This window comes from Pseudoalteromonas sp. PB2-1, from assembly GCF_045040605.1.
In the GTDB taxonomy this organism is placed as follows: domain Bacteria; phylum Pseudomonadota; class Gammaproteobacteria; order Enterobacterales; family Alteromonadaceae; genus Pseudoalteromonas; species Pseudoalteromonas arabiensis.
Window position 1 is genome coordinate 1,312,860 of record NZ_CP090667.1, and the last position, 21,846, is coordinate 1,334,705.

The window sequence follows — 21,846 nt, forward strand, 5'->3', positions numbered from 1 at the left end:
TATTCCTTTATTTCTTCAAAGACTGCCTTAAAACCTTGAACTGTTAAGCAATTACTCTATTATTAATGTTGGTGATATTTTTTCTCTACACTATTCATTAAATCTATTCATATAAGCGTTTATTTTAGTTTAGTTTTCTAATGCGTTATGTTTAGTTGCTTCATCTGAACATGAAACAAAAAGAGGTTTTTTTATACACTTTTTCATTAATTTTAAAAAAATTATACATGTTTTCACAAAACTGACATATAATATCCCTCCAAGGGAAAGATGCTTAACGCTAAGCATCTTTTTTTATGCCTAAAATTCACAGGCAAAAAACACACACGGTATCCTTTGGAGTTTAAATGAAATTACGTCATCTCTCACAAATAAGTGTCGCGATATTCGCCGCCTTATCTACATCAGCATTAGCTGAACAAGAAAAAACCACCGCTAAACAAGATGCTTTCGAAAAAATAGAAGTAACAGCGCGTAAGCGTACCGAAAGTATTTTTGAATCACCCACAGCGGTTACGTCAATAGGTGAAAACCTTATTGATAAAGCGAATATGAGTAATTTGGAAGACATTGGTAAGTATGTGCCAAATTTGAATATTACGCGTTATGGTGTCGGTAATGCAGCACATGCTTCTGTATTTATCCGTGGCATAGGTTTGCAAGATCATGTGATCACCACAGATCCTGGTGTCGGTGTTTACCTCGACGGTGTTTATTTAGGTCGTCAAATGGGCTCAAACCTGTCACTACCTAATGTTGATCGTGTTGAAGTGTTACGTGGCCCACAAGGTACGTTATATGGGCGCAACACGCTTGGTGGCGCGGTAAACATTATTACTAAGCAACCAGGTGATGAAGGTATCATTACAACAACAGCTAAAGTAGGTAGCCGTGGTCGTTTGGCAGGTGATGTTTATTTCAACAACAGCTTAACTGATACACTTAGTATGTCGGCAAGTGTGTCATATAAACAGCGTGATGGTGTTGGTGAAGCTATTAATCTTGCCAATCCAGAAAAAGAGATCGGGGAAGAGCAAGAGTTAAGTGGCCGTATGGCACTTAAGTGGCAGGCTAGCAATGACTTATCGTTAACTTTCTCTTTAGATGGGGTTGATAACGAGTCAGGCCAATCACCTTACACTATTGAGCTTACAAGCCCGCTGGATGCAAGCGATCCATTTAACGGCGATTTCCCGTTATTGACAGCAGACATGCTACCAAGCGATCCGGATGATTTGGCAACGACTGTAGCAGGTATCGAGTCAACCGCTTATTCCGGTTGGGGTACGTCACTGATTGCTGACTGGGATATCAACAATACCTATACTGCTAAGTTTATTACAAGTTATCGTACATCAGAGTACGAAGGGGGTCTTGATGATGACGCAGTCGCGCTCAACTTATCAGAGTTCCCTGAAGAGGGGGGTGCAGATCAGTATTCATTTGAAATCCAGTTGAATGGTAGCTTCGACAATATGGACTTCGTTTCAGGGTTATATTTCTTTAATGAAGACGGCTTCACCAGCTCTGGTCCATTTGTATTTAGCCCATTTAACACGCCCAACGGGCTATTGAATGACGGTGTTACCCCATCATTTGGCGACTATGGCTTTTTTGATATTAACCAAGAAACAAACTCGTATGCAGCGTACATCAATGCAAGCTATGATCTTACTAATGAGCTGACAGTAGGGGGGGGTCTTCGTTATTCAAAAGATAAAAAAGAGGCTGATGCACTTTTCCCTTCATTCCCATCACGTAAGTTCGTGAGCGCAGATTTTGATGCTGTAACATGGGATATCAACGCCTCGTATCAGCTGTCAAATGACATGAACTTGTATGGTCAAATTCAAAAAGGCTATCAAACAGGCGGTTTTCCTCCTCGTCCATTTGGCGGCCCAGATCAATTTGTATCATTTGATGAAACCAAAGCAATTAACTATGAAGTGGGTCTAAAAGGACAAGTACACGAAAATATCTCAATGATGCTAGCTGTATTTGTAACTGATTACACAGATTTAGCGCTACCATTTTCAGATCCAACAGCCGGTGGCGGATTTGTCACGATTGTTGAAAATGCCGGTGAGTCTAAAGCACAGGGTATTGAACTAGAAACAACCATAGCCATCACTGATGATTTTACTCTGCGCAGTGCCATTGGTTATCTTGATTCAGAGATCACAGAAGTGGATGATGGCGTAATGGGGATCGGTAAAGGTGACTCTCCAGCTTTGACTCCTCGATGGACCGTGATGCTTGCGCCTTCTTACTTCATGGATTTAAGCAATGGCGGTACATTGGCTATTAACGCGAATTACTCATATCGCAGCGATATGCAGGGTCAATCTGTGTTTAATCAAAGCGAACACATTGAGTCACGTGAACTTGTAGGTTTCAATATTTCTTACTTAAACCCATACGGTGACTTTGAAGTAACCTTGTATGGCGAAAACGTATTGAATGAAGTTTATGATGTAGGTCGATTGCAGCAATCGGGCTTTGTCGGTGTGATGCGTAGCAATGACCGTAGTGAGTTTGGTCTTAAATTCAAAAAAGACTTTGAACTATAGTCTAACCAGTAAAGTAAAAGGGTAAGCAGTTGCTTACCCTTTTTTATTAATTATTACTTTCTTGCTCACGTTTTTCACGTGCTTCTCTAAGCTCTTCAGCAAGTTCTCTTGCTTTTTGCTTGGTTTTTTCTGATAGCTCGCCAGCAGCTTCTTTGCTCTCAATCCATGCGTCGATGGCAATTTCTTTACCATCATCATACATGTTTAATCCCATCTTTTTACTTTCTTCCAGAAGCTCTTGTAAAGATTCATCATTAAACTCATTGGTGGTATCTTTTACTTCATCCCACGCATCGTTTAGTGCTTGTTTTACTTCTTCTTTTGCTTCGGCAGCGTCCTTTTTAGCTTCGTTGGCATCTTCGCAACCTGTTAAGGCTACACAACCTAATAAAACTAAGCTTGCTAATTTATTCATATTTTCCTCTAATGGTTCATGAACATTCAAATAAGTATAAGCAATTAAAAATGAACATAGCTAGAACAAAGCGTCTGAGTTTTAGGTTAATGGATGAAAATGATGCCCAGCTACTTTATGAGCTTGATAACGACCCTGATGTTATGAAGTACTTAACACGAGGCAAGACCTCCTCGCTGCAATCGATCAAAGACGTATTTATTCCGCGTTTGAATGCCTATCGTAATGAACAAAAAGGATGGGGGTTGTGGCAAGTGAATATCACTCAAAGTAATACGTTTATAGGGTGGGTGCTAGTGAGACCCATGGGCTTTTTTGAACAGCCTGATTATAGTGACCTAGAGATTGGTTGGCGATTTAAACAAATAAGCTGGGGCAAAGGTTACGCATCAGAAGCTGCACTTGCTGTTGCACACTCAGTAAGCCAGTTTAAAGAGGTCAAATCCCTGTCTGCAACAGCATTAAAGGATAACCTAGGTTCAATAAACGTAATGAAAAAACTGGGCCTTAGTTTTGTAAAAGAATACCAACATAGTGATGAACACGGCGAGTTACCCGCGGTGCTTTATTCATGCTCAAAAGAGCAATTAACGCCTTTGAACGCAACTCATTGATTTGCATGCTCTGGCATGTATTAATGCTTAAAATAAAATCAAAAAAGGAAGTGTCATGCCAAATTTAACTAAGTATGCGGCTGGGTTATGTGTAGCTACCGTGTTGTTTTTTCACACATCGTTGTTTGCTAAGCAAGCAGCGGTTGCCATGCCTGACAGCTACAGCAGTGATACTGCACGCGCCATTTTAGAGCAAGGGGGAAATGCCGTAGATGCCGCCATTGCTGCTCAGTTTGTACTAGCTATTACTCTACCAGAGGCAGGAAATATTGGCGGCGGCGGCTTTATGCTGATCCAAAAAGAGGGCAAAGGGGACTTTATCGACTACCGTGAAACAGCCCCTGCTGGGGCTCATCGTGATATGTATCTTGATGAAAAAGGTAATGTGATTGATAACATGTCTGTGTATGGTATTCACGCAAGTGGCGTTCCCGGTAGTGTGGCGGGTATGTGGTTAGCACACCAGAAGCATGGCACACTAGAATGGAAAACCTTAGTTGAGCCTGCACTAAAGCTCGCTGAAGACGGGTTTATTGTTCATCCAAAGCTGGCAGGGAGTATCGAGCGCTATATTGCACGCATGGCGAAAAAATCGGTTAAGGTTAATTTTGCTGATTATTTTGCTGATGCAAAAGCCGATAAGCTTTTTAAACAACCAGAATTAGCGGCAACCTTAAAGCGCATTCGTGACCAAGGTAAAGCCGGCTTTTATGAGGGGGAAACGGCTAAAATTATTGCAAGCTTTATGAAGCAACATGGCGGGATCATTACCGAGCAAGATTTAAAAGCGTATCAAGCAAAGTCTCGCACACCTATAAAAGGCAAATGGCGTGACTTTGAAGTATTAACCTCGCCGCCACCAAGTTCTGGTGGTATTGCTATTTTGCAATGGTTGAAAATGTATGACCTTGCCAAACCTAAAGAGCCGCTTGCGCATAACTCAACCACTTATGTACACATACTTTCTGAGGTAGGTAAACGTGTGTTTGCTGACCGTGCAGAGTACTTAGGTGATCCTGACTTTTATGATGTACCAAAAACAGCTTTATTAGCCGATAGTTACCTTGCAAAACGTGCAAGTACCATTCGCCCTGATGCAATTTCCACGACCGAGAATATCAAACCAGGGCTTCATGAAAGTGAGCAAACCACGCATTTTTCTATTATGGACAAGTGGGGAAATGCGGTTGCGAATACCACGACAATAAATTTAAGTTTTGGTAGCGGTGTTGTTGTCTCAGGGGCCGGGTTTATTTTGAATGACGAAATGGACGACTTTAGCGCCAAACCTGGGGTGATGAATGTGTTTGGTGCTCTAGGCGGAGAAGCAAACGAGATCCAGCCTCATAAACGTATGCTAAGCTCAATGACACCAACAATGCTATTAAAAGATAACAAAGTTAAAATGGTCACAGGCTCTCCTGGTGGTACAACTATTATTAGTTCAGTTTACGAGTCTATTTTAAATGCTGTTGAGTTTAATATGCCCGCAGAGCAAGTCGTAAATAGCCCGCGATTCCATCATCAATTATGGCCAAAAAATGTCATTAGACATCATAGCGGTTTTGAGCCAAGTGTAGTAAAAGCGCTTGAGAAAATGGGCTATACACTCAATGAACGCCGTTTTGGTGATATGCATGTCATTATTAACAAAGAAGGTAAGCTAGATGCTGCCTCTGAAGCATCTGGTCGCGGTAAGGCCATGGTGTTTTAGCTTGTTTCATGGTTTGCAGTAAACAGTAAAAAAGCACCCTCGGGTGCTTTTTTACTTGAGCTTGACTTGCTTAACCAATAGCTGGAATAAGTCCCGCCATTTGTGCGCCTTGAGCACTGATAATCAATACACCAAATAATGCAGCTAACACTAAACCTATATTTCCGCCCTTAACTTGATAACCCGTATTAGAGTGACTGCAACGTTGTTTATAAACCATAGCAACAGGTAAAAATACGGCTAAGATCACTAATGCAATGGCGGCATAGCCTAGCGCCATAATAAAACCTTGAGGATAAAATAAGGCAAACCCCAAAGGCGGTAAAAAGGTAATTAATGCGGTTTTAATTCTATCTTTACTGCCGTCACCTTTTTTGAAGGTGTCTGCAAAAAAATCAAATAGACCTAAGCTTACCCCAAGAAAAGAGGTCGCCAGTGCTAAGTCTGCAAAAATGTTAACAGCCGTTGCTACATGAGGGCTGTGTGCGATGCCTGCAACACTACTTACAAACCCAGGCAATCCCTGACTTTGCAATAAATCGCTTTGACTCATCATTCCTTGGCTTAAAAGTTGCCAGAAAATATAAATAACAAGAGGCAGAGCAGCACCTGCAATCATTACTTTACGCAGTGTTTTAATATCTAAGCCTACGTATTTCACAATGGACGGAATAGAGCCATGAAAACCGAATGAGGTAAACACCACAGGAATGGCCGATAGAATCAGTCCTTGCTCAAGCGGCATTTCGAGTAAATGCTGACCATGAACATAAGGGGTAAGCATATAAAACAAGCTCGCTAACACACATACTTTGATGGTAAAAAGCACGCGATTAAGCTTATCGACCTTACTGGTGCCAAGCGTGACAACTGTGCCAATCACAATCGCTAATACGACCGAGCCAACTTGTGGTGCTAAAGACATTGATAGACCATTGTTGAGTTTCTCTTGTAGTTGCGCACCGCCGCCTGCGATATACGCGGCACATAACGCATAGAATAAAAACATCACTGAAAAATTAGCCACCCACTGTCCTCGCTTGCCAAGCCAAGACTTTGCGAGTGTATTGAGTGTGGCGTCTCTGTCGGCATACTGATGCAACTCAAGCATAAGTAGTGCGGTGTAGGTCATTAAAGCCCATGTAATGAGTATGAGTGATAACGCTGTTGTGAAACCAAGCCCTGCGGAGGCGATGGGCAATGCCAGCATCCCTGCACCTATGGTGGTGCCAGCAACAATTAACATGCTGCCGATTGTTTTATTTTTAAGCACTTCTTGCCCCTTAAACTTCGTGAGAGGCAAGCAAGATATAACTTGTTTCATAAAACTTAAATAGTTTTGTTATAAATCAAAGAAATTAAATGTAACTTATGATTTACAAGTGCAAACCTAGTGTGAGTTAGTGGCTGAATTTTATTCGATAAAGTTTATCAACACGTATTGACAAAACCATTATTTAGTCGGATTCTTAATGTTCTTCAATTTACTTTTGATAATTATGATGCAGCCAAATAACCGACCAAATAATTGTAATACGCACATGCTAATGTCAGTCGTGTGGTCAGTTATGCTCTGCGGTTAATAAAGTAAATATTACTAACCGCGTTCAAAGCGGTTGGTTATTCTCTCTAATTTTCTTCCGCTTTTTTCGCCTCTTAAAGGAATAAGCGTGTGCCAGTAAAAGCCTCATATTTTTTCATGGTGGTTATTTGGTCTACAACTCCATTGGGTATTGTTTGGAGTAGTGAAACTGTTGCTCCTACCTTAGCGGTTCTATTACGAATGCTGGTGGGGTTAGTGTTGGCTGCTTTCGTGGTTGCCGTGGCTAATATTCGTGTGCCTTGGCACCGTCGTGCGTTATTTTTGTATGGCTATTCGAGTATCGGTATTTTTGGCGGTATGCTACTTAGCTACATGGCAGCTAAAACTGTTCCATCTGGGTTAATTTCTTTGATGTTTGGTTTGGCGCCTATTTTATCTGGGCTACTAGCCCAAAAAATCCTTAACGAACCTAAATTCAGTGGCATAAAACTCGCCTCCTTAGGGTGTGCATTAATAGGGCTGTTTTTAGTCAGTCAGCGTCACATTCAGGGGGGCGTAGAGCAGTTAAGTGGTCTGTTATATGTATTCATGGCGGTATGCTTTTTTAGCTTAAGTGGTGTAATGATCAAGCGGGTTAAAATAGCGATTCATCCGATGGCGACAACGTTTGGTGCTTTAGTTTTTGTAACCCCTTTGTTTTTTATTACATGGTTAGTTGTTGATGGGCAGTTTAATAGCCATATGTGGAGCGCAAAATCGTTGTATTCAATTATGTATTTGGGTGTCTTTGGGTCGCTCATTGGCGCATTAGCTTATTTTCATGTATTGCAAAAGTTAAACGCTAGTACGGTGGCACTAACCACCCTTATTACGCCTAGCTTTGCAATTGCCATTGGTGGAATACTCAATAACGAAACAATAGATCACGCACTTATTGTCGGTGCAACCATTATTATGTTGAGCCTTGCTTGTTTTCAGTTTGGAGATAAGTGGCTAAAACGCATTAAGCGTGTAAAGCCAGTAGGCTTGGGTTAGGAGAGTGATAGCCGAATAACGGCTATCACATTTTTGCGATTTGAATAACTAAACGACGGTTTTTATTACGGTCTAAAATGTTGTCATTACTGGCAACATGACGTTTTTCGCCATAGCCTTCGGTATCGACTTTGCTTTCATCGATACCCAAAGCAACAATGTACTCTTTAATCGCTTTGGCACGCTTTTTAGACAGCTCAAGGTTGTTCCAACGACCGCCATAACTGTCTGTGTATGATGAAATTGAAATAGAAGCAATGCCGGTATCGTGTTTTAGGTACTCGGCAATTTTCTCTAATCGTTTTTGTGAGGCTTTAGTTAGCTTACTGGTATTTGGTTCGTAGTTCATAACCGTGAACGAAATATCTTCAAAGCTGTATGGCAACATAGAATCGCGGCATTGTAAAAACGCCCAATAAGCTTGCTTAAAGTTAACACTTGATAGGCCAACGGCAATTTTGTCGGCAGTATTTTGCCAATCTTGGTAGTAAAAGGTAGGTTGGTAGCCTTTTTCAAGCTCTGTTAGCATTTCCCATGCTGTTTTATTTCCCAGCTCGCCATCAAATTTACGCAACAGCTTCATATTTGCAATATCGCGGGCAGGCAATCCTGCTCGCCAACGAGGCGGAACTGCTTTTAAACCTGCAATACTGTAATTATCTGGGCGTACCACCATATCAAGATTAAAATTTACATCTTTATTTTTACTGGCAGCTGTACTGAAAATGGCTTCGCCATAATAGGGAACTTCATGATTTAGTTGGCATTCAAGGCGCGACGTTTTAACCATTTGCCAGTTTGAGGTATCGGCAGTTGCTGCATACTCACGCATAGCACCAGTAGCATGCACACTGGCGAGCAAGGTTAAAAGGCCTAAATTTAAAGAAAGTAATGAAGGCTTCATCACAGGTATTCTCCAACTGATCATCAATGCCAACTATTTGGCATTTTGTTGCTTTAACACCCCAAAAGCTGACTTAATGGGGGAATCGGTAAGTATAAAGCAAGTACTGTGCCTAAAAACGCGGTGAGAATCTGCTATTTCATCATATTTGCTCTAGCAGAGCCCCCTTGGTTTTTGACATAATAACCAGCTTACACAGGCAAACCAAGAAGACTATGGAAAATACTGAACAAACTCTTTTCGCAAAACGCTTTCGTGGCTTTTTTCCCGTTGTTATCGATGTTGAAACGGCAGGTTTTAATAAAGACACCGATGCGCTATTAGAAATCGCCGCCTCGATTTTAAAGATGGATGACGATGGCGTATTAAGTATTGACCATACCTTACACTTTCATGTTGCGCCTTTTGAAGGAGCAAATATTGAACAGGCTGCTATCGAATTTAATGGTATTGAGCCATTTTCTGCATTACGTGGTGCTGTGCCTGAAGAAGAAGCAATAAAAGAAATTTGTAAAGCTGTTCGCAAGGCGCAAAAGGCCGCGGGTTGCCAGCGTTCAGTTGTTGTTGCGCATAATGCGGCATTTGACCATGGCTTTTTAAATGCTGCTACTGAGCGATGTAAAATTAAGCGCACCCCATTTCATCCATTTGTGAGCTTTGATACGACCTCATTGGCAGGGTTAGCACTGGGTCAAACTGTGTTAGCGAAAGCATGCCGCGCAGCGGGTATTGAGTTTGACAATAAACAAGCTCACTCAGCTCTTTACGATACAGAGCGTACCGCAGAGTTATTTTGTTTAATCGTCAACCGCTGGCAACAACTAGGTGGTTGGCCGTTACCAGAGCAAGCCGATACGGCCGAACAAGAGACTAAAACGTCTGAGTAATTTTACCTTCTAAATAGCGCATCAAACTAGGTGGGTAAATACGTGAAAACTGTTTACTCTCCTGGGCTATTTTTAGCTCGACACCTGGGTGCATAAGCTCATTGACCTTTAAACGACTTGTGGCCAGTAAGCGGGCAATTTTAAGCTTTACCAATTGTTTCTTTTTCTTTGTATTAGCCGTCTTTATTTTAATTTGTTGCTCACTTGCCGTTATTTTATTGATGTAGTGTTCGCGTTGAGCGGCATCAGGTATTTTATTGGCTTTTTTACGAGCTTGTTGAAGGGCACTGGCCTTAGTTGCCAGTAACTTTTCAAAATCACTGATTTGTTGTTGTTTTTGCCTTAAGTCATGCCAATACTGAGCGATGAAAACACGGGTTTTTGTACCCGAGGGCGCGCCCAGTTCACCTGTTTCAATACGCATAGCATCTAAAATGTTACCACCAATAATTTTACCGCGGGGGTTATTTGCCTTACCAACACGAATAAGCCTGCGAGCACTTAAATCGCAATGTAATGCTTGACGTTCGATAAACAGATCTTGAGAACTTTTTATATGACAGTATTGCGCGTAACCGATTGAAATTGTGCGTGTAGCCTCAATATTGCACGTAAAGGCTTCGTTATTTTCACGCTTGCGACCTATTGCCCCTAACATAATAGTGATTTCGCTTTTACTCTCAATGGTAGCTGACTCCACAAAGCCCAATATGGTGATATCGCCCGTCGCTTTAACACGCATACCATCTTTAACGTCACCACTTATGATGACGCTGCCATCAAAATCAACGTGACCTGTGCTAACATCAACATGATGAAAACATAAAACATCATCGACGCGCATACCACGAGGAAGCGCAACAGGCACACCTTTAGAGTCAGCAATCAACATATTACTGTTGATAGGGTCAATACGGGTGCCTTCAAAGGGCTCAAGCGGGAAGTCTTTACCCGCAGAGGCTGGTAACACATCACCACAAACAGTGAAACCATTCTCACCAGCGGTCGCTGGAATACGCTGCATAAGCGGCGTACCAGGGTTTACTGTAATAATAGCGCCTAAATCACGCATATCGACCTTTCCACCAGACTTAGCTTGTGGGCTCAATACTCTATCTTGTGCGGTAGGGCATAGCCGAACGAATTTTGCATCGTTGCCATCTTTAGGCATACGACCATGGGCAACAATTGCACTGTAATGTGCACCTGCAGGTTGCTTAAATTGCTGCCCTAAAAAGGTATCAAGAGCACGTAGGCTTACCCCCTTTTCTACACCTGCATCGGCCAAAGCGGCTTGGGCATCGTCCATGCTGATTATTTTTCCACCTTTGGCCGTTGTTAAACTGGCTTCTGCAACCATATTCTTTTCATCAACACTAATTGCTATTGACGCGTCTACCGCTTTGGCAATGACAAGTGAGTGAGTGTTATGTTGGCTACTTGGTGTGAATAACTTGCCTATATTTGCGTCTATTAGCTCAAACTCAGCATAAGAAGATTGTTCGAACAGCTCTAAAAGCTGCGAACTGGTCACCGGAAAACCAGCATCACGCGGGTGCTCAAGCAAAGAGACGTATCCACTTTGCTCATCGAACGTAAACATCGACATTTGGGGAGTCCTGAAAAAAGGCCTGTTATTATTATTGTTCGTTGCTACGGAATTATTTTTTTATATGAGGTAACAACAGGCCTATTTGAGCACAACTTTAGTATTATGTTAAGAACTTGTATGCGTCAAATGTGAAATTTTGTATAAAAACTGACTTTTCCTGTTGGATTTTTCATCATTCAAAGCTGCCTAGCAAAAATATCCTGATTAATGCCTTGAGTATAAACAGATTACTCAGTTATACTGCACCTACACTCTGAATGAGATATCAAATTCAGGGGCTGATTAGGATTCGACGGAATTCAAGACGCCCGAGGTGCATGTCGAGGTGCGGTTGGCCTCGTAAAAAAGCCGCAATCTAAAGTAATCGCAAACGACGATAACTACGCTCTAGCGGCATAATAGCCCGCTAGCACTTCTCCGGCGCATTCTTGTGGGCCCGGTTCTGAAGTGTCACCCTACACAAGATCGCGATGGAAACCCTGGCCGGGGTTGAAGCGCTAAAACTAAGCGGCCTCGCCTTTGCAGATCGTGTTCGTCCGAGCTGTAAAGGTTAACTAAAAGACGATACTAAGCATGTAGTACCAAAGGTCGAGGCTTTTCGGACGGGGGTTCAAATCCCCCCAGCTCCACCAAATATGAAAAAGGCTGCTCTCAGAGCGGCCTTTTTTATTACATAAAATCCTCTAAAATTAATGGTTTAGAGGCTCTACCTATAAACATCACACAACTAACTGCACAGCATCGATGATGGGTTTATTTTCAATATCAATGGTGTCGATTATTTGTTTGTGTAGGCGCTTTTTGTGCTCGGCAAAAATAGCGCGTTTTTTATCGAACTGGCTGGCAAATTCAAGGGCGGTATTAAATAAGCTGTCGCTGTCTGCGCAGGCTTGTTCGATTATATGATCTTTTGCAAGTTCGCCTGCGGTTACTCGGCGGCCTGTGAGCATCATTTCGTTAAAACGATAGTGTGGAATGGCTTTTTTAATAAAGGCTAGCATGCCTGGTAAAAACGGAATTGATAAATCTACTTCTGGAAAGCAGAAAAAACCACGGTTGCTTTGCATAAATCTAAAATCACACGCGCAGGCTAAAATAGCGCCGTTGCCAAACGCATGCCCATTGATGGCGGCAATTACTGGCATCGGAAATAGTAATAAACGCTTAAATACTGCGTCCATTGCATGCATAAAATCACTCACTTCGTCTAGCTTTTGCGCTTTTAAAGCGGGCATTAGCCAGTCTGTGTCTATGCCTAGGCTCCATGATTTTTCATCATTTGAAGTAATAACCAGTGCTTTGTGTGCAGGGTTGGCTTCAATGTCATTTAAGCAGTTTAAAAATGCCTTTGCAAAAGCAGGGTTGTGACGATTTTCACCTGCGGCCATGGTGAGTATGGCTACAGAGCCTTGTGTTTTGACGTTCATTAATTCCATGCAGGATGCTTTCTATTTTATCTTTGAGTGTGCTTAGTTATATACCATCAGCAGATGAAAATAAACCTCTAGTCCGACCAGTTGCATGCTTTTAAACTGATTACCTTTTAGTCTAAAGAGGTGTTTAAACAGTCGTTTAACTTTGCCGAGCATGTTAGTTTTGAATCAAATAACATGATAAAGCGACGTAATGGAATTAATGAGTTGGGAATTATTAGGTGGTGAGTTATTAAGTCCGATCAGCACAATTGTATTGATTGTTGTAGCCGGCTTTACATCGATGATCTCCGCTGCGTTTGGTGCGGGTGGTGGGTTAATGTTGCTAGTGATTATGGCGTCAATGCTACCTATGGGGGTGGTGATCCCTGTACATGGGTTAGTGCAGCTTGGTTCTAACGCCAATCGCTTTTTGTTTACCTTTAAGCATATTGATGCGGCGATGTTTATATACTTTTCATTAGGCGGTGTACTGGGCGCATTAGTGGCATCGTCTATTGTGACATCGATCCCGCTAGAGCTAATGAAGATTGTTGTGGCTGTGTTTGTGTTGTATTTACTTTGGGGCGTAACCCCAAAACTGAGAGAAACATCAAAACTATGGCGAGTGTTTGCAGGGCTTTGGACAAGCTTTACTTCGATGTTTGTGGGGGCAAGTGGCCCATTGGTTGGTAGCTGCTTATACGTGAATAATTACGATAAGCTTAAGTTTACAGCCACTTTTTCAAGCTGTATGACGGTTCAGCACACGCTAAAAGCGATTTTATACGGTGCAGTGGGCTTTGCATTTTGGCAATGGCTACCTTTGGTGATATTAATGATTTTAAGCGGTGCAATAGGCACATGGCTTGGCCTAAAATTATTGCACCGCATTTCATCCGACAAATTTAAAAAGATTTTTCGTTTAGTGTTAACTGTGCTTTCCCTGCAACTTGCTTGGCAAGGAATAAGCTACGCACTTAATTAAAAGCAGGTAATTCGCTTAATGGTTTATCGCCATTAAATAGCTCAAAAACCTGTGAGTTTTTAGACTCTTTCGTCGCGATATAGACTAACGCGTCGGCAACGTCTTCGCGATTAATAACAGCATCTTGACGCGTCGCTGGTCGGGTTGTTGTGAACACTCCTGTGGCCTTATCATCCAGTAACGTACCTGGTCTTATAATGGTGTGATTTAGCCCACTTTGTATGAGGTGTTGATCAGCCATATGCTTAGCTACTAAATAGGGCTTAATGCTGCTTTCGATGTTGTCTGGTGCATCTGCGCCAATTGAGCTCACCATAATAAAATGGTTCACTTTGGCATCTACTGCATAATTTATAGCTTTAACTGCGGCCCATAAATCAATGAGTAGTGTTTTGTCTGCACCCGTTGCGCCACCTGAGCCGGCGCTGAAAATCACTTGCTCTATTCCCTCAAAAGCACGACTAAAGTCGTTTTCAAGGTCTTGTTCAACAATGGTTAAATTATTGTGCTCAATATCGGCTAGCTTGTTTTTATCACGAACCAGTGCCACCACATCATTGCCTTCGCTCAGCATTTTTTGAGTGGTCATTTTACCGATTTGCCCACTTGCACCTATGATTAAGGTTTTCATTTCAAACTCCTTCTATCTATTGGGTAATTTTCGTCGTTAACTAAAGACCTTGGGGTATCTATTTATTTTTAAAGGGGGTAAATCAAACTTTGAATTAAAAAGTGAATTTTGGCATAGTCTAAACTAGGCACATGGATATTTTAAAAAGGACTCTAAGTGAAAACATTTTCAAAAGCCTTAGTATTACTAACGGCCATTTTTAGCTATTCAATCTCGGCAAAGCCCCTTATTTCACCTTACCCAAACAGTGAACTTGAAAGCTCAATTAATTTAGCAGGCGAGCAAACTAAATTGGTGAGCCAATTTGATATGACCCAAAAAACAGCAAATCGCTTTAGTTATACTGAGCATATTGGTGATGTTAGTCATAATTTATATGAAATTAAGAATGTGGCTACCCTTAAAGTGATTGAAAACTATAAAGCAGCGCTCGTAGCAGATGGCTTTAAAATAGCTTACTCATGTGAACTTGAATTATGTGGTACAAGCAGCGATTTTGCTGACACAGTGAGCTATTTCAACCCGTATAATTACCACCGTAAACCTTATTATATTTATGCAACGAAAGGTGAAGCCCCTGACTTTGCAGTGACGGTTTTTGCTGGTCAATATCAGAATAAAACCCGTGTTATGGTTTCTTCCGTGGCAGTAAAAGAGATTGAAACAGGGTTAATTAAAGCGGATGCAGCTGGCTTTGCAAAACAGCAAAATAACAACCTAGCTAAAGCAGCAAAAGATGATGAAAGAGGCTCTAAAGACCACCCATTATTAAGCCGTTACCCTGGTAGTTATATCGAATCATATGAACAGATTGACTATGAAGAGTTTTCGTTGACAGTTGGTGCATTCGATACAAATACTAAACAATTACCCGTTGAAAAAGTGACAGGGGATATTACCCGCATTACCTATGTAATTAGGCAAGTATCAACACTTAAAATTTACCACAATTATGTATCTGCATTGATAAAAGAAGGGTTTGAAACGGTGTTTAGTTGTGAGCACCAAACCTGTGGCAAGGGCAGAAAAGCAATACAAGCGCTCGGCGATCATATAGCAATAAAACAGGTGTACAACTATCACCGTCAGCCCCGTTATCAGCTAATGAAAAGTACAGTCGAGAATCAAACAACGTATGTCGGTTTTTTTGTTGGTAACTACCAAGGTAACACGCGTGTTCAACTTGTTGTCATTCGAACAGAGCCATTACAAGAGGGTCTAGTTAAAACCAACCCCGATCAGGTATTAAAACAACTAGAGCAAAAAGGGAAAGCGGCTATTTATGGTATTTTCTTTGATTACGACAAAGCAGATATCAAGCCTGAGTCAGCGGAATCATTAAAAGTGATTGCTGATGTTTTAGATAAAAATAAACGTTTAAACCTGTACGTGGTTGGTCACACCGATGATAAAGGCAGCCCTGAGTATAACTTAACGCTGTCATCCAAGCGTGCCAAAGCCGTTGTTAAAGCACTTGTGGCTCAATACGGTATTAAAGAATCGCGTTTAACAGGCTACGGTGTAGGGCCCTATGCACCTGCCGCAACGAACAAAAACGACTTAGGTCGTCAGCTTAATAGGCGAGTAGAGCTTGTTGAACGATTAACGAATTAAACATGGCAGGGGCTTGTAAGCCCCTTGTTAAATTTTATTGCGAATAAGGTCACGCACTATAAAGCGAGCAGGGTGAATCGCTTGGCTTACTCGCTCGCTAAATGGTCTTGGTTCATCATTCAAGCAGGCAATTAAATGCTCGGCACATAAAGGAGCGCTACAGAGTCCTCTCGCCCCAAATCCTGTGAGTATATGCAGCCCTTGCTGAGGCTTTTCTAAGGTTAGGTATTGATAGCGTTTACCTAACCTTAAATTAGCAAAAGCGCTGGTATAGTCACTTTGCTCTGCCCATTCACCAGCCATGGGCAGATGATCGATAAAGGTACATCTTACCGCGGCTTTTGCTGCGGTTATCTCACCTAAGGAGTTGGCAAACTCGCTGCTTGGGTAAAAGCTAAGTAATTGCTCGCGGTTTGTTTGGTTGTCTTGCTGTTTTACTTCGCGGCTTTTCGAGTTTTTTTCAAATGTCGCTCCCATGCAGTGATGGCCTTGATATTCAGGTGTAAAATAGCCTTTGTGACAGAGTACGGTTTTTAAGCGCTTCGATGACGTACTAGCTTGAACATGGGAAACTTGCCCTCGAACGCCTACAACGGGTAATGCTTGAGTTTGGCTAAATTGGTCGCTGTGCTCACCCGCACAATTAATCACATCACTAAATGGGCCAAATGTTTGCTCCTTGGTATGTAAAAGCCAACCTGCGGCGGTTTTTTCGAGCTGTTTAATATGGCAATTAAAATGACTGTTAATCGTGCTTAGTGAGTTGGCCGCATTAAATAGTGCTGTTACCAGTGCAGGTGGGTTGACCCAGCCGCCTTTTTCAAAAAATACACCTGAATAGCCTGTGTCAACACCAGCAATTTCATCACCTTCGCAGGCGCTAACATTACGCATTAGTTCAGTTGGCCAGAGCTCTTTATTGGCAAGGTTTTGATGCTTATCGGCAAGGCCTTGTTTTACTGCATGTTGTAACACACCACACCATTGGTGAGGGTAGTCAAAGCCAGCATCAAGTAATTGCTGATAAAGGCGCATAGCATATAAAAAGCTATGGGCAAACATTTCGCTATGCGGTGAGTTCTTGGCTTGTAGGTGCGGGTAAACAGCGCCCTGAACATTATGTGAAGCGCCCATGGCAAGTGCTTCATCTTGGCAAAATAATGAGGTACTAATCCCTCTTTTAGCCAGTGAATACAGTACGCTGCTACTGGCTATACCGCCGCCAATAACAGCCACATTGTTTAACTTGCTCGTCTGGTGAGAAAAATAAGCAGGAGCAGATTGTTGCTCATTTGGCTTTGCTAATTCGCCAATGAGCATTTCACGTTTTTTACCATAGCCCTTCGCTTTGCCTATAGTAAAGCCAGCCTCTATTAAACCTCGTCTTACAAATCCTGCTGCGGTGAAGGTGGCAAGGGTGGCTTTACTGCGCGAAATAGTGCGCATTTTATTAAATAGGCTCTGTTGCCACATATCGGGGTTTTTACTGGGGGCAAAGCCATCTAGGTACCAAGCATCAATGATGCCTTCACTTGTATAGCTCATAGCATCAATGCTGTCTTGTACATCGCCAAAGTAGAGATCAAGTACAACACGGCCATTAGCAAACTCGAGCCTGTGACATCCCGCTAAATTGATAGGGTAGTTTGCAATAAGTTGTTCACTATAAAGGGCTAGTGTAGGCCATGCCTTGAGTGCATCAGCAAGATCATCACGTTTAATTGGATATTTTTCAAACGAGATAAAATGTAAGCGTTTAACGGAGTTATTTAGATTAAGGTCGTGTTGATTTTGAACTTCTTGCTCTGCATGCTGCCTATCAAGGTGAGCAGCAAAATGCTGCCATGTGTTTAAAAAGTTAAGCCCTGTACCAAAGCCCGTTTCGGCAATCACAAAGTGGTTGCGGTCATGATTTTGTAATCGTTGCGAGATATTGTTTTGTTGATAAAACACATAATGCGATTCAGCTAAGCCATCGTCATTGGAGAAATAAACATCGCCAAATTCATCGGCGACGGGTGTACCAAGGTGATTAAAATGAATATTTGCGTTTTTGATCATGACTTAACTAAATAACAACGAATTTTTTTTCATTATTTTACGTGTTTTCTTTGAAATAGTCTGGCGTTATTTATAAGCTACACATTCAGAGTACATGTGTACGCTAGAAAGCTGACCACTTCGAGAGTAATTTCAGCGTAAAATAGAACATAATTTAGTATATAGCTAAGGTAATTACCCATGAGAAGAGCCGTTATTACGGGCATCGGTGTTGTATCAAGCATCGGTAACAACAAAGAAGAAGTATTAGAATCATTAAAACAGGGTCGCAGTGGTATTGCGTTCAACCAAGAATTTGCTGATTACAACCTACGTAGTAATGTATCTGGCAAAATCGATATTGATGTTAAAGAATTTGTTGATCGTAAAGCAATGCGTTTTATGGGCGATGCGGCTGCATATGCCTATATCTCAATGGCACAAGCAATTGCAGATGCTGGCCTTAACGAAGAGCAAGTTTCGAACGAGCGCACAGGTTTATTAGTGGGTTCAGGTGGTGGTTCATCTAAATGGCAAGTAGAAGCGGCAGACATCCTACGTGAAAAAGGTGTAAAACGTGTAGGCCCGTACATGGTTCCACGTACAATGGCGAGCACCACCTCGGCGTGTCTGGCAACACCATTTAAAATTAAAGGTGTTAACTATTCAATTAGCTCTGCATGTGCGACATCTGCACACTGTATTGGTCATGCGGTTGAGCAAATTCAACTAGGTAAGCAAGACGTTATTTTTGCAGGTGGTGGTGAAGAACTGCACTGGACACTGGCAATGGAATTCGATGCAATGGGTGCATTGTCAACGAAATACAACGAAACACCAGAAAAAGCATCGCGTACGTACGATGCAAACCGTGATGGCTTTGTTATCTCTGGCGGTGGCGGTATCGTTGTTGTTGAAGAACTTGAACATGCGCTTGCTCGTGGTGCGCACATCTATGCAGAGATCACAGGTTATGGTGCAACGTCTGATGGTTACGACATGGTAGCACCATCAGGTGAAGGTGCTGTACGTTGTATGAAGCAAGCGATGCAAGGTATCGAAGGCGGTATTGATTATTTAAATACACACGGTACTTCAACACCTGTAGGTGATGTAAAAGAGTTAGGCGCAATCCAAGAAGTATTTGGTGGTAACTCTCCAATGATCAGTGCAACCAAAGCAATGACTGGTCACGCATTAGGTGCGGCCGGTGTTCATGAAGCGATTTTCTCACTACTTATGCTTGAAAATAACTTTGTAGCACCTTCAATTAATATTGATGAGTTAGATGAACAAGCACAAGGCTTAAACATCGTGACAGAGCGTCAAGATGTAGAATTAAATACTGTTATGTCTAACAGTTTTGGTTTTGGTGGAACGAACGCCACGCTTGTTATGAGCAAATACAAAGGTTAATTTTATCTTGTTTGTATGAAAGCCGAGCTTTTGCTCGGCTTTTTTGTTTTAAGCACGTCAGTTTTTTATAGATAACGGCAAAATCCTCAGAGCTGTTAACTATCCGAAAGCTGATTATTTAGTTACAATAGCGCCACTTTTCTGCTTCTCGGACACACAGATGAAAATTCTTGCAGATCAAAATATGCCATTGGTTGAGCAGTACTTTGCTGATTTTGGTGATGTTGAGCGATTTGATGGCCGTAACCTAAAGCCTGAGCAACTTAAAGGGGTTGATATACTTTTAACGCGTTCTGTTACAAACGTAGATAAAGCCTTATTAACTCAAGCAGATAAATTAAAATTTGTGGGTACAGCAACCATAGGTGTTGATCATATTGATACTGAATTACTTGCTGAGCGAAATATTGCCTTTAGCAGTGCACCTGGTTGTAATGCCGTGGCGGTTGCAGAGTACGTAATTAGTAGCCTATATGCTTTAAGCCAAGAAAATGCCAGCTCTTTGCAAGGTAAAACGCTTGGAATTGTAGGTGTTGGCAGCATTGGTAGTTGTTTACGCGATAAGCTAAGTCAGTTAGGAATGACACTTCTATTATGTGATCCGCCAAAGCACGAAGCAGGTGAACTCCCCAACCATACTGATTTAGACACTCTATTAGCTAATGCCGATATTGTTAGTTTTCATGTTCCTTTAGTGAAACACGGCCCACATAAAACATTGCATATGCTAGATAAAGCACGCCTGAGCGCACTTAAGCCAGGTATGACCATTATTAATGCAAGCCGTGGCGATGTGATTGATAATCAAGCGTTACTTGACGTGTTTGAACAAGGTGCAAAATTAGACTGTGTACTTGATGTATGGGAAAACGAACCCACTATATTGACCCCTCTGCTTGATCACGTGCGCTTTGCCAGCGTACACATTGCAGGGCATACACAGGAAGGAAAAGCGCGCGGTACGCAAATGCTTTACCAAAAAGTCTGTGAACTAGAAGGGGTTGCTGCACTTAAATCGTTAGAAGATTTTCTACCAGAACCTATTTGTCATGCCGTCACACTAGGCGAAACATTTTGCTTGGATGATATCGGCCGACTGGTGCATTTAATTTATGATGTGCGTCGTGATGATGGTATCTTGCGCAGCAAGCTTAGTAGTGAGGGCTTTGATAGTTTACGTAAAAATTATCCGCCACGACGTGAGTTTAATACTTTGTCGGTGGCCGCAAACAGTGCGTGTGAAGCTACATTAGCTGCACTGGGATTTAGAATTAATGAATAGAGCATCTGCTTTATTCTCATGAGGAAAACACATGTCGCAAAAATTTAATGTTGCAGTTTTAGGTGCCACAGGTTTAGTGGGTCGCCAAATTATCGATACGTTAGAAGATCGTAAGTTCCCAGTTGACCAATTATTTTTACTTGCAAGCAGCCGTAGCGCAGGTGAAGAAATTCAATTTCGCGGTGAAGCGATTGAAGTACTTGATGTAGAGGGGTTTGACTTTAGCCAAGCACACATTGGTTTATTCTCAGCTGGTGGCAGTGTCTCTGAAAAGTATGCACCAATAGCTGCAGAAGCAGGGTGTGTTGTTATCGATAACACATCGCACTTTAGAAACGATTTTGATGTACCCCTTGTTATTCCTGAAGTGAACGCATCAAGCTTAGCTGATTTTAGAAACCGTAATATTATTGCCAACCCAAATTGCTCGACCATTCAAATGCTAGTGGCATTGAAACCAATTTATGATGCCTACGGTATTGATCGTATCAATGTGTCTACCTACCAAGCCGTGTCAGGTGCAGGTAAAGAAGCGGTTGATGAGCTGGCAAAACAAACAGCAAACTTAATGAATGCACGCCCTATGGATAATGCTGTTTTTCCTAAACAGATTGCGTTTAACGTTATTCCTCAAATCGATAGTTTTGAAGACAATGGCTACACGCGTGAAGAAATGAAAATGGTAAACGAAACACAGAAAATCCTTGGTGATAGCAGTGTTGTTGTTAACCCTACGTGTGTGCGTGTGCCAGTATTTTTTGGCCACAGTGAAGCAATTAACATTGAAACGCGTATGCCGGTTGATTTAGAACATGTAAAACAGTTACTACATGATGCCGAGGGGGTTGAGCTTATTGATGATTTAGCCGATTACCCAACAGCGGTCTCTGATGCAAGCGGCAACGATACTGTTTACGTAGGTCGTCTGCGTGCAGATATTTCTCATCCGCACGGACTAAATATGTGGGTTGTGAGTGATAACACTCGTAAAGGCGCAGCCACAAATAGTGTGCAAATTGCAGAAGAGCTAATTGCAAACTATCTTTAAATCTGATGATTTAGGCTGAATTAAAAACGGAGAAAGCGGCGAGTTGCCGCTTTTTTTGTGAATTCACTGCCAAATTATTGCCGCATACGCCGTAAAAGCGTATAAACTTAACCATAACAAT

The 21,846-nt window shown here is 41.9% G+C and carries 17 protein-coding genes and 1 other RNA gene; 11 read left to right on the forward strand and 7 right to left on the reverse strand.

From position 1 onward, the window contains the following. Positions 1-347 precede the first annotated feature (347 nt). Entirely contained in the window at positions 348-2,570 is a 2,223-nt protein-coding gene (locus L0Z67_RS06040) for a TonB-dependent receptor (protein WP_193988597.1), read from the forward strand. 46 nt (positions 2,571-2,616) lie between these two features. Here the strand turns inward: L0Z67_RS06040 and L0Z67_RS06045 are convergent, their stop codons facing one another. Continuing rightward, positions 2,617-2,985, reverse strand: a complete 369-nt coding sequence (locus L0Z67_RS06045) for a hypothetical protein (protein WP_062570582.1) — start codon at positions 2,983-2,985, stop codon at positions 2,617-2,619. A 50-nt stretch (positions 2,986-3,035) separates the two neighbouring features. On the opposite strand from L0Z67_RS06045, the gene L0Z67_RS06050 reads away from it, so the two are divergent. Both L0Z67_RS06050 and ggt read left to right on the forward strand, forming a co-directional pair. Continuing rightward, positions 3,036-3,599, forward strand: coding sequence for a GNAT family N-acetyltransferase (locus L0Z67_RS06050; protein ID WP_237115052.1), 564 nt, complete (start codon positions 3,036-3,038; stop codon positions 3,597-3,599). Positions 3,600-3,654: 55 nt separating this feature from the next. Then, entirely contained in the window at positions 3,655-5,313 is a 1,659-nt protein-coding gene (gene ggt, locus L0Z67_RS06055; RefSeq protein ID WP_405128581.1) for a gamma-glutamyltransferase, read from the forward strand. Positions 5,314-5,383: 70 nt separating this feature from the next. Here ggt and L0Z67_RS06060 read toward each other — a convergent pair whose 3' ends face one another. Continuing rightward, on the reverse strand, positions 5,384-6,586 hold the full coding sequence (locus L0Z67_RS06060) for an aromatic amino acid transport family protein (protein ID WP_405128582.1): 1,203 nt from the start codon (positions 6,584-6,586) through the stop codon (positions 5,384-5,386). A gap of 399 nt (positions 6,587-6,985) precedes the next feature. Between L0Z67_RS06060 and L0Z67_RS06065 the strand changes: the two genes are divergently transcribed. Beyond that, entirely contained in the window at positions 6,986-7,891 is a 906-nt protein-coding gene (locus L0Z67_RS06065; protein WP_405128583.1) for a DMT family transporter, read from the forward strand. A 25-nt stretch (positions 7,892-7,916) separates the two neighbouring features. On the opposite strand, the gene L0Z67_RS06070 is transcribed toward L0Z67_RS06065, so the two are convergent. Beyond that, positions 7,917-8,795, reverse strand: coding sequence for an OmpA family protein (locus L0Z67_RS06070; RefSeq protein ID WP_237115243.1), 879 nt, complete (start codon positions 8,793-8,795; stop codon positions 7,917-7,919). A 215-nt stretch (positions 8,796-9,010) separates the two neighbouring features. On the opposite strand from L0Z67_RS06070, the gene rnt reads away from it, so the two are divergent. Beyond that, positions 9,011-9,682 carry a ribonuclease T gene (rnt, locus tag L0Z67_RS06075; RefSeq protein WP_193988600.1) on the forward strand — a complete coding sequence of 224 codons (672 nt, stop codon included), beginning with the start codon at positions 9,011-9,013 and terminating at the stop codon, positions 9,680-9,682. Here rnt and L0Z67_RS06080 read toward each other — a convergent pair. After that, positions 9,666-11,291 carry a DUF342 domain-containing protein gene (locus L0Z67_RS06080; protein ID WP_405128584.1) on the reverse strand — a complete coding sequence of 542 codons (1,626 nt, stop codon included), beginning with the start codon at positions 11,289-11,291 and terminating at the stop codon, positions 9,666-9,668. The two genes, rnt and L0Z67_RS06080, sit on opposite strands and share 17 nt — an antisense overlap. 277 nt (positions 11,292-11,568) lie before the next feature. Here L0Z67_RS06080 and ssrA point away from each other — a divergent pair. Next, positions 11,569-11,926: a transfer-messenger RNA gene (gene ssrA, locus L0Z67_RS06085) on the forward strand. A gap of 87 nt (positions 11,927-12,013) precedes the next feature. On the opposite strand, the gene L0Z67_RS06090 is transcribed toward ssrA, so the two are convergent. Beyond that, on the reverse strand, positions 12,014-12,730 hold the full coding sequence (locus L0Z67_RS06090; RefSeq protein WP_062570629.1) for an enoyl-CoA hydratase/isomerase family protein: 717 nt from the start codon (positions 12,728-12,730) through the stop codon (positions 12,014-12,016). Between the two features lie 199 nt (positions 12,731-12,929). Between L0Z67_RS06090 and L0Z67_RS06095 the strand changes: the two genes are divergently transcribed. Further along, positions 12,930-13,694 carry a sulfite exporter TauE/SafE family protein gene (locus tag L0Z67_RS06095; RefSeq protein ID WP_193988940.1) on the forward strand — a complete coding sequence of 255 codons (765 nt, stop codon included), beginning with the start codon at positions 12,930-12,932 and terminating at the stop codon, positions 13,692-13,694. Here L0Z67_RS06095 and L0Z67_RS06100 read toward each other — a convergent pair. Then, positions 13,687-14,325, reverse strand: a complete 639-nt coding sequence (locus tag L0Z67_RS06100; RefSeq protein ID WP_405128585.1) for an SDR family oxidoreductase — start codon at positions 14,323-14,325, stop codon at positions 13,687-13,689. The two genes, L0Z67_RS06095 and L0Z67_RS06100, sit on opposite strands and share 8 nt — an antisense overlap. Before the next feature lie 156 nt (positions 14,326-14,481). Between L0Z67_RS06100 and L0Z67_RS06105 the strand changes: the two genes are divergently transcribed. Further along, the gene (locus L0Z67_RS06105) at positions 14,482-15,939 is read left to right on the forward strand and encodes an OmpA family protein (protein ID WP_405128586.1); all 1,458 of its coding nucleotides are present in this window, start codon (positions 14,482-14,484) and stop codon (positions 15,937-15,939) included. 27 nt (positions 15,940-15,966) lie between these two features. On the opposite strand, the gene mnmC is transcribed toward L0Z67_RS06105, so the two are convergent. Continuing rightward, positions 15,967-18,000 (reverse strand): bifunctional tRNA (5-methylaminomethyl-2-thiouridine)(34)-methyltransferase MnmD/FAD-dependent 5-carboxymethylaminomethyl-2-thiouridine(34) oxidoreductase MnmC, encoded by a 2,034-nt coding sequence (mnmC, locus tag L0Z67_RS06110; RefSeq protein WP_405128587.1) that lies wholly within the window; start codon positions 17,998-18,000, stop codon positions 15,967-15,969. A 180-nt stretch (positions 18,001-18,180) separates the two neighbouring features. Between mnmC and fabB the strand changes: the two genes are divergently transcribed. From fabB to L0Z67_RS06125, 3 genes are all read left to right on the forward strand, one after another. Further along, positions 18,181-19,395 carry a beta-ketoacyl-ACP synthase I gene (fabB, locus tag L0Z67_RS06115; protein WP_062570633.1) on the forward strand — a complete coding sequence of 405 codons (1,215 nt, stop codon included), beginning with the start codon at positions 18,181-18,183 and terminating at the stop codon, positions 19,393-19,395. 160 nt (positions 19,396-19,555) lie between these two features. After that, positions 19,556-20,677, forward strand: coding sequence for a 4-phosphoerythronate dehydrogenase (locus tag L0Z67_RS06120; RefSeq protein WP_237115076.1), 1,122 nt, complete (start codon positions 19,556-19,558; stop codon positions 20,675-20,677). A 31-nt stretch (positions 20,678-20,708) separates the two neighbouring features. After that, the gene (locus L0Z67_RS06125) at positions 20,709-21,725 is read left to right on the forward strand and encodes an aspartate-semialdehyde dehydrogenase (RefSeq protein ID WP_062570635.1); all 1,017 of its coding nucleotides are present in this window, start codon (positions 20,709-20,711) and stop codon (positions 21,723-21,725) included. Positions 21,726-21,846 lie beyond the last annotated feature (121 nt).

Bases quoted from the DNA above. Each gene is read 5' to 3' on its own strand.
- L0Z67_RS06050 (WP_237115052.1), top strand. From the start codon at position 3,036: ATGAACATAGCTAGAACAAAGCGTCTGAGTTTTAGGTTAATGGATGAA.
- ggt (WP_405128581.1), top strand. From the start codon at position 3,655: ATGCCAAATTTAACTAAGTATGCGGCTGGGTTATGTGTAGCTACCGTG.
- L0Z67_RS06080 (WP_405128584.1), bottom strand. From the start codon at position 11,291: ATGTCGATGTTTACGTTCGATGAGCAAAGTGGATACGTCTCTTTGCTT.
- L0Z67_RS06100 (WP_405128585.1), bottom strand. From the start codon at position 14,325: ATGAAAACCTTAATCATAGGTGCAAGTGGGCAAATCGGTAAAATGACC.
- L0Z67_RS06125 (WP_062570635.1), top strand. From the start codon at position 20,709: ATGTCGCAAAAATTTAATGTTGCAGTTTTAGGTGCCACAGGTTTAGTG.
- rnt (WP_193988600.1), top strand. From the start codon at position 9,011: ATGGAAAATACTGAACAAACTCTTTTCGCAAAACGCTTTCGTGGCTTT.
- L0Z67_RS06090 (WP_062570629.1), bottom strand. From the start codon at position 12,730: ATGGAATTAATGAACGTCAAAACACAAGGCTCTGTAGCCATACTCACC.
- L0Z67_RS06120 (WP_237115076.1), top strand. From the start codon at position 19,556: ATGAAAATTCTTGCAGATCAAAATATGCCATTGGTTGAGCAGTACTTT.
- L0Z67_RS06040 (WP_193988597.1), top strand. From the start codon at position 348: ATGAAATTACGTCATCTCTCACAAATAAGTGTCGCGATATTCGCCGCC.
- mnmC (WP_405128587.1), bottom strand. From the start codon at position 18,000: ATGATCAAAAACGCAAATATTCATTTTAATCACCTTGGTACACCCGTC.
- fabB (WP_062570633.1), top strand. From the start codon at position 18,181: ATGAGAAGAGCCGTTATTACGGGCATCGGTGTTGTATCAAGCATCGGT.
- L0Z67_RS06095 (WP_193988940.1), top strand. From the start codon at position 12,930: ATGAGTTGGGAATTATTAGGTGGTGAGTTATTAAGTCCGATCAGCACA.
- L0Z67_RS06070 (WP_237115243.1), bottom strand. From the start codon at position 8,795: ATGAAGCCTTCATTACTTTCTTTAAATTTAGGCCTTTTAACCTTGCTC.
- L0Z67_RS06045 (WP_062570582.1), bottom strand. From the start codon at position 2,985: ATGAATAAATTAGCAAGCTTAGTTTTATTAGGTTGTGTAGCCTTAACA.